This window comes from Psychrobacter sp. H7-1 (assembly GCF_904846585.1).
Classification (GTDB): Bacteria; Pseudomonadota; Gammaproteobacteria; order Pseudomonadales; family Moraxellaceae; genus Psychrobacter; species Psychrobacter raelei.
The window spans coordinates 1-5,691 of the sequence record NZ_CAJHBH010000071.1 but is presented as its reverse complement, the minus strand read 5'-3'; the positions used below and the strand labels follow the sequence as shown (position 1 = coordinate 5,691).

General features: G+C 37.8%; 7 protein-coding genes. 4 read left to right on the top strand and 3 right to left on the bottom strand.

Features of this window, described 5'->3' with window-relative positions:
- A partial coding sequence (locus JMX92_RS12945; RefSeq protein ID WP_227675380.1) for a hypothetical protein occupies positions 1–400 on the top strand: 400 nt, incomplete at its 5' end.
- Between the two features lie 295 nt (positions 401–695).
- Positions 696–1,688, top strand: coding sequence for a replication initiation protein RepM (repM, locus tag JMX92_RS12940; RefSeq protein WP_201546083.1), 993 nt, complete (start codon positions 696–698; stop codon positions 1,686–1,688).
- Between the two features lie 139 nt (positions 1,689–1,827).
- Here repM and JMX92_RS12935 read toward each other — a convergent pair whose 3' ends face one another.
- Positions 1,828–2,295, bottom strand: coding sequence for a DUF1643 domain-containing protein (locus JMX92_RS12935; RefSeq protein ID WP_201546081.1), 468 nt, complete (start codon positions 2,293–2,295; stop codon positions 1,828–1,830).
- A gap of 147 nt (positions 2,296–2,442) precedes the next feature.
- Between JMX92_RS12935 and JMX92_RS12930 the strand changes: the two genes are divergently transcribed.
- Positions 2,443–3,264, top strand: coding sequence for a hypothetical protein (locus JMX92_RS12930; RefSeq protein WP_201546079.1), 822 nt, complete (start codon positions 2,443–2,445; stop codon positions 3,262–3,264).
- 195 nt (positions 3,265–3,459) lie between these two features.
- Here JMX92_RS12930 and JMX92_RS12925 read toward each other — a convergent pair whose 3' ends face one another.
- Positions 3,460–4,659: a relaxase/mobilization nuclease domain-containing protein gene (locus JMX92_RS12925; protein ID WP_201546077.1), complete on the bottom strand. Its 1,200-nt coding sequence runs from the start codon at positions 4,657–4,659 to the stop codon at positions 3,460–3,462.
- The gene (locus JMX92_RS12920) at positions 4,616–4,981 is read right to left on the bottom strand and encodes a plasmid mobilization protein (RefSeq protein WP_201546075.1); all 366 of its coding nucleotides are present in this window, start codon (positions 4,979–4,981) and stop codon (positions 4,616–4,618) included. Before JMX92_RS12920 ends, JMX92_RS12925 begins: the two co-directional genes overlap by 44 nt.
- 367 nt (positions 4,982–5,348) lie before the next feature.
- Between JMX92_RS12920 and JMX92_RS12915 the strand changes: the two genes are divergently transcribed.
- On the top strand, positions 5,349–5,691 hold a 343-nt coding region (locus tag JMX92_RS12915; protein ID WP_201546067.1), incomplete at its 3' end, for a hypothetical protein.

Genomic DNA, 5,691 nt, shown 5'->3' with positions numbered 1-5,691 from the left:
CAGATCAAATGGAGACATACTTCATGATCAGATCAATACTTATAGAGCCACTCAGATACTAAAATTATTGGGTACGAGTGTTGATAATAAGAAGTTAAGCTTTTTAACGTCACATTATGATCCACTGGGTAGTATGTCAGCTCAAGAGGTACTAAATATTATAAAAAAGGATCTAAAGAAATATAAGCTATTGTTAGATGCATTTATCTGCAATAGTCATCGTGAAGCTATCAGATCCTTACGAGCTCAGATGAAAAAAGAGTTTGGTTTGACTAGTGAAGAAATAAAGGCTTATAAGATATACATGACTGTGCCTGATAGCTTACGACCTCTTGTTAACGCTTATAAGAAACAAGAGAAAGAGAAGCAATTAGCTAATTCAAACAAACATCAAAGTTAATTGTATATTCCTTTCTTATTTTTATTACTTATCCACAACCAAAAAGCTTTTAATGCTTTTAAATGCTTTTAAATGCTTTTAAGAACCTTGAAGTCTATATGTATCAAGGGTTTTGAGAACGTGATGACGACATCTATCGGGTATGATGACGACATCTATCGGGTATGATGACGACATCTATCGGGTATGATGACGACATCTATCGGGTATGATGACGACATCTATAAACTTGACTACATGACGACATATAAGTATATTGTCGTCATGTAGTCAAGTTTATAGGAGAGGTTTACGAATGGAATCTAGTAAAGGTAGCAGTATGAATAATCTAGTGGTCAAATCCAACCGATTGAACACAGCTATACAAAATCTGTCATTAGTTGAAATTAGATTAATACAGCTAGCCGTTATTGATAGCAGGGAAACTCAGACAGGATTGACAGCCGATGACCCTTTGCGCATATCAGCTAAGCGTTATGCGGAGTGCTTTGATGTAGATGTCGATACAGCTTACGATGTGCTTTTATCAGCAGAAGCAACACTTTTTGAACGCAGGTTCTCATTTATAAATGAGCGGGATAATCAAGTTAAAACGCGTTGGGTGAGTCAGGTTGAATATATAAAAGGTGAAGGCTCAATTGAAATAATTCTTACACCAGCAGTGGTTAAAGAGATAACACGTATCGATGGTTTACAAACGTTTTTTACCAAATATCTGTTAGGACAAACAGCAACGCTCAATAGTGTATATTCAGTTCGACTTTATGAGCTTTTAATTCAATGGCGTAAAGCGAAGAAAACCCCATTATTTGATTTGGAAACGTTCAGAGGTCAATTAGGGTTAGGGGTCGATGATTACAAGCGCATGAGCGATTTTAAGCGCCGCGTATTAGATGCTGCTGTTGCTGAGATCAACGACAAAACAGACTTGAAAATAAGTTATGAACAAGAAAAAAGCAAAAGTACGATCATAGGCTTTAAATTTAAAATAATTACCAAGAGTAAACCTACGCAGCCACAAGAAAGAACCGTAAGCCGTGACGCTCATACAGCAGATATGTTCACGATAGACGGACTATCCGATAAGCAGCTATGGCGTATCAGTAGGCATAAAGAATTTATAAGTACGTATAGCGGTCTTGCTAAAGGCGACGCTGGTAAGAACTGGTCAGCATATAGTGATTTTATAGTCGGTGAGATCAAAAAAGACGCTTCCAAATTCAGTAAGAAACGCCCTATACGAGAATATTTAGATGGAAATGAAGCAGACTATGATTTCTCAAGATGACAACAAAAACTGACCACCTAGAACAGTCTGTTATAAGCGGTTCTCTTATATTGGTCTGTTTTGAGTAGTCTGTTAATAGGTTTAAGAGCTGAAATAATTGGTTTCCTTGGGGTATAGTCTTTTTTCTGCCAAAGTTTGCTTATCCTAATATTGTTAGTTCAGTATTGCCCTTAACGTACAAAGGGTGTTTAGGTTCGCCAGTTTTGTTTATGTCTAAGCATAATAAGTCAACTTTTAAAAGTTCTTTTACTTGGTTAGCTCTATCTTTATGGCAGCCGCTATTGCCCCAACAAGCCACGATCTTATCTGCTTTATTGGGTAACTGAGCTAGGTAGCTATCATTTTCTGGGCCTATGGGGCTTTCTTGTTCCATCATAACGGCTGGACTTGTAGCACGGTATGCAAATAAGTTGGTCATGTATATCCCACCTGCTCCCCAAGATTTTGCGAACTCTATGCATCGGCGAATAGTAGGATCATCTTCGGTGCCGTCTGCTGTTGATGGGTTTAGACCTATAAAACCTACTAGCTTTTTAGTCGGATCCCAAACGCGTTCCAAAGAATACCTATAATTTTGACATTCAGAAATCTCAGCACTTTTTTTCATATTTCTCATTCCTTTACTTCTGTAGGTTAAGTTATTGTTTATCAGTATAGTTGTATAATCAAAGTATTCAAAGTTAGCTTTGCAGTAGACATCAATATCATCCTGCAAGTAATCACATAATAAGACTATCTAGATGCGTGGACAATTATGGGAAATAGTATTCAAAATTATCTAGCAAGAAAACAGCTTCTTGATGAGCAAAATATAGTAAGAGACCGTGTTTGCTATGATAAAAGCTCTGATAAAGAAGACTTACAGGAGGCCATTGATTGTAAGGAATCACGCCATATTTTTAATGATAAAGTAGCTCCGAGTATTGCGAAGTATAGAAATAGAGATGTCTGTAATGGAATACCAAATTGGAGAGAAATATCGGTTGCAGTGTTGTATCAACCAAATATGGCTTATTTTCCGCCATCTATTATCGGCTATTTTATAATCAGCGATGATTGGGATGAGAAAACGCTATTAGCACTAAAAGAGAAAGTGGGAGCCGATTTTCTAGTGGGCATACAAACAGGTAGTAATACGTTTGAACACATCTTTAATCATCTAGATTTCATAAAGGCCATAGTTAAATGTCAGCCTAACGAAGTGGATGATTTAATTAATCTACTGGATGTTTACTCTCCACGCTACGGCATTTGTTTGAATGCTTATGATATTAAAAGCTTATTTGAATGCAGTAATTCATTTAAATTCATTCAGACTAGTGCTACAGATGTTTCTAAATCCGATTTAATAAAAACAACTACACAGAAGCTGAGAAGCCAACTTTCTAGTGCTGAACATATGAAAGGAGTGTTTATTAATCCAGAGTACAGTGAGAGCCTTTCATTAGATGACTTTGCTTATATAGATGAAACTATTGAAGCATCAATCTCTATTGATGCAGAAATATATTACAGTCAAAGTATTACTAATGATCTTAACTGTTTTCGTTTGCGAGCCATATATTCTGAAGCCTAGATAGCGTTAAGATAATTTTGATAGCTATTAGGATTACCTAAAATAGATTGTATAACGGACGCTATGGGAATAACGACCAAAAGCCCACTGCATGTATATTACGAAGTACACTGTGACTATTTCAGTGAGTTAAAACACTGATATCATTAGCCTATAGCCAAAGGTTCAAGTCCTCACTAGGGAACCGAACACCTATCAAAAGCCTGGTCTAAAACTTGTAATATAAGTTTCCGCAGGGGCTGGTTTAGCTACTTCCAGCTCCTGTTTAACTTTCTTATCTGACACCAAGAGCCGCGCTGTACCTGAATCACCATATCTTTCCTGATGATAAGCCTCTTTTATTTCTATCCCAGTGGCTAAGAGCTTCTCGTCTAACTGCTTGCGTTCTTCCTTGTTAAACCTCTTGTCATACATAGAATGCTTCTCTTCTTTAATTACTGGTCTAAATTGACGACCATCAAACCCTTTCTCAAACATACCGCCCTTGAGCCTAACCCCCATTGGCCTACCATTTTTATCGGTTAACTTATCACTAGTCACTGATAACGTCTTCTCGCTATTACCTCGATTGATTTTTAGCCCCCACTCCTCAAGCCGACCTAATACCCTTCGACGATTCATGGCGATACCGTTTTGCCAATCTAGAAGTAGACGACGTTTAATTGCTTCCTCCAATAGCCTACGACTAGGAGGGTTGGCAATCGTTTCCTCATCCTTATCAGCATCCTTTTTTGTATATCTCTTCACATCAAAAGGTGTAGGGCGTGGCGCATGATTGCTATAGGGATTCACCAAGCGTTTGCGCTCAGGATCATTAGGATCGCTTAACGGCTCACCCTTAACGGTTTTAATTTCTGAATTGATAATATTCTTCCAAGCATTAACCCTTTTTTGGTCTGCCGGCTCATAGTACGGCTGAAAAGACTTACCTGATCGTAGTTCCTGACAAGGAATCACAAAGTTCAGCTCCAGTCGCCCAACAGGGTGAGTCTCATCAATATCTTTATCCGCATGCTCAACCCATAAAATATCGTACTGATCACTCTCTAAACCACAGAATATGATTGACTCAAACCCCTGCATAATGCGTTTTTTATCCGCCTCGCTGACCTCATCGGCACGTTCACTAAAAGACAAGTATCCTGACTTATACTTAGACTTGTGAGAGGTGGTATTAATTAAGTGCTCAGTGAGCACAGGATCGCCGTACAGCACTTTTGCATGCGCTCTAGGCACAAGAGTACCCTTACTGCCTTCCTCTTTAAGAAGGGAATCTAAAATGCCACTCTCTTTCTCTTTCAGTAGGTAGTTTAGAACGCCACTCGCTTTACCTTTACCATGGTGAGAGAACTTAACGATCATCACTATCCCTCGCAGCCATTTTTGAGTATTCAATACTATTCTCTATCAGCACATGCAACTGCGCTCTGATGGCTTTAATCTCACTCAATACATCAGCATCAACTTGCTGCTCAGTATTCACATGCTTAGTCAGCTGATTCAGATTACTGCCAATTCTGCCTAACTGACGCACCAATTCAGGATCAACCGGCTTAACAGGAGTAACCCCCAATGCCAATCCTCGTAACCAACTGGCCACCGTATTCTCACGGTTTCTTTTCTTAATCTCAGCAAGCTCATACTCATTAACGCGAATCGCAATCTCTCTATTACGCTTGGCTCTCTTATCAAGAACAGTAGGTTTTGGCTCAGTCATAACGATTACCTAGTTAAGGGTTTTAGGGGATTTTAAGGGGTCTCCCCTTAACCAGCTCACATGAGGGATAGGATAATTATTGCGGTAGCAATAAATAGCCCCCTCTTGTGACTGCTGGCTTAAATATTTTATCATCAATAATTATATAAGTAAATTGTATGTCTATATATAGTATTTTTTGTATGTCTATATATAAAAAATACGTATGTCTATAGATAAGGAATAAATGTCTATACCTATTAATTACGTATGTGTATATCTATAGATTTAATGTCTATACACAACTATATAACCTCTAAAAGTAATGTGTATACCTAAGTATTTTAGGGTATGATTAGCTCTACAGTAGACAAGTTAGGATTAAATAATGAGTGAAAATCCATACTCTAAGCGTCAGTTAAATATGATGCGTGTAAATGCATTAAGAAGCGCATCATCAGCAGCTAAGAATGTATTTATTGCTTATCTTTGCGGGGTTCATATTTTAGATTTTGATGATGAGGAAGCTAAAAAATATCCTCAAGACTACTATTCTTTTAAGCGAATAGTGACCGCTATACCAAATGGAGACATACTTCATGATCAGATCAATACTTATAGAGCCACTCAGATACTAAAATTATTGGGTACGAGTGTTGATAATAAGAAGTTAAGCTTTTTAACGTCACATTATGATCCACTGGGTAGTATGTCAGCTCAAGAGGTACTAA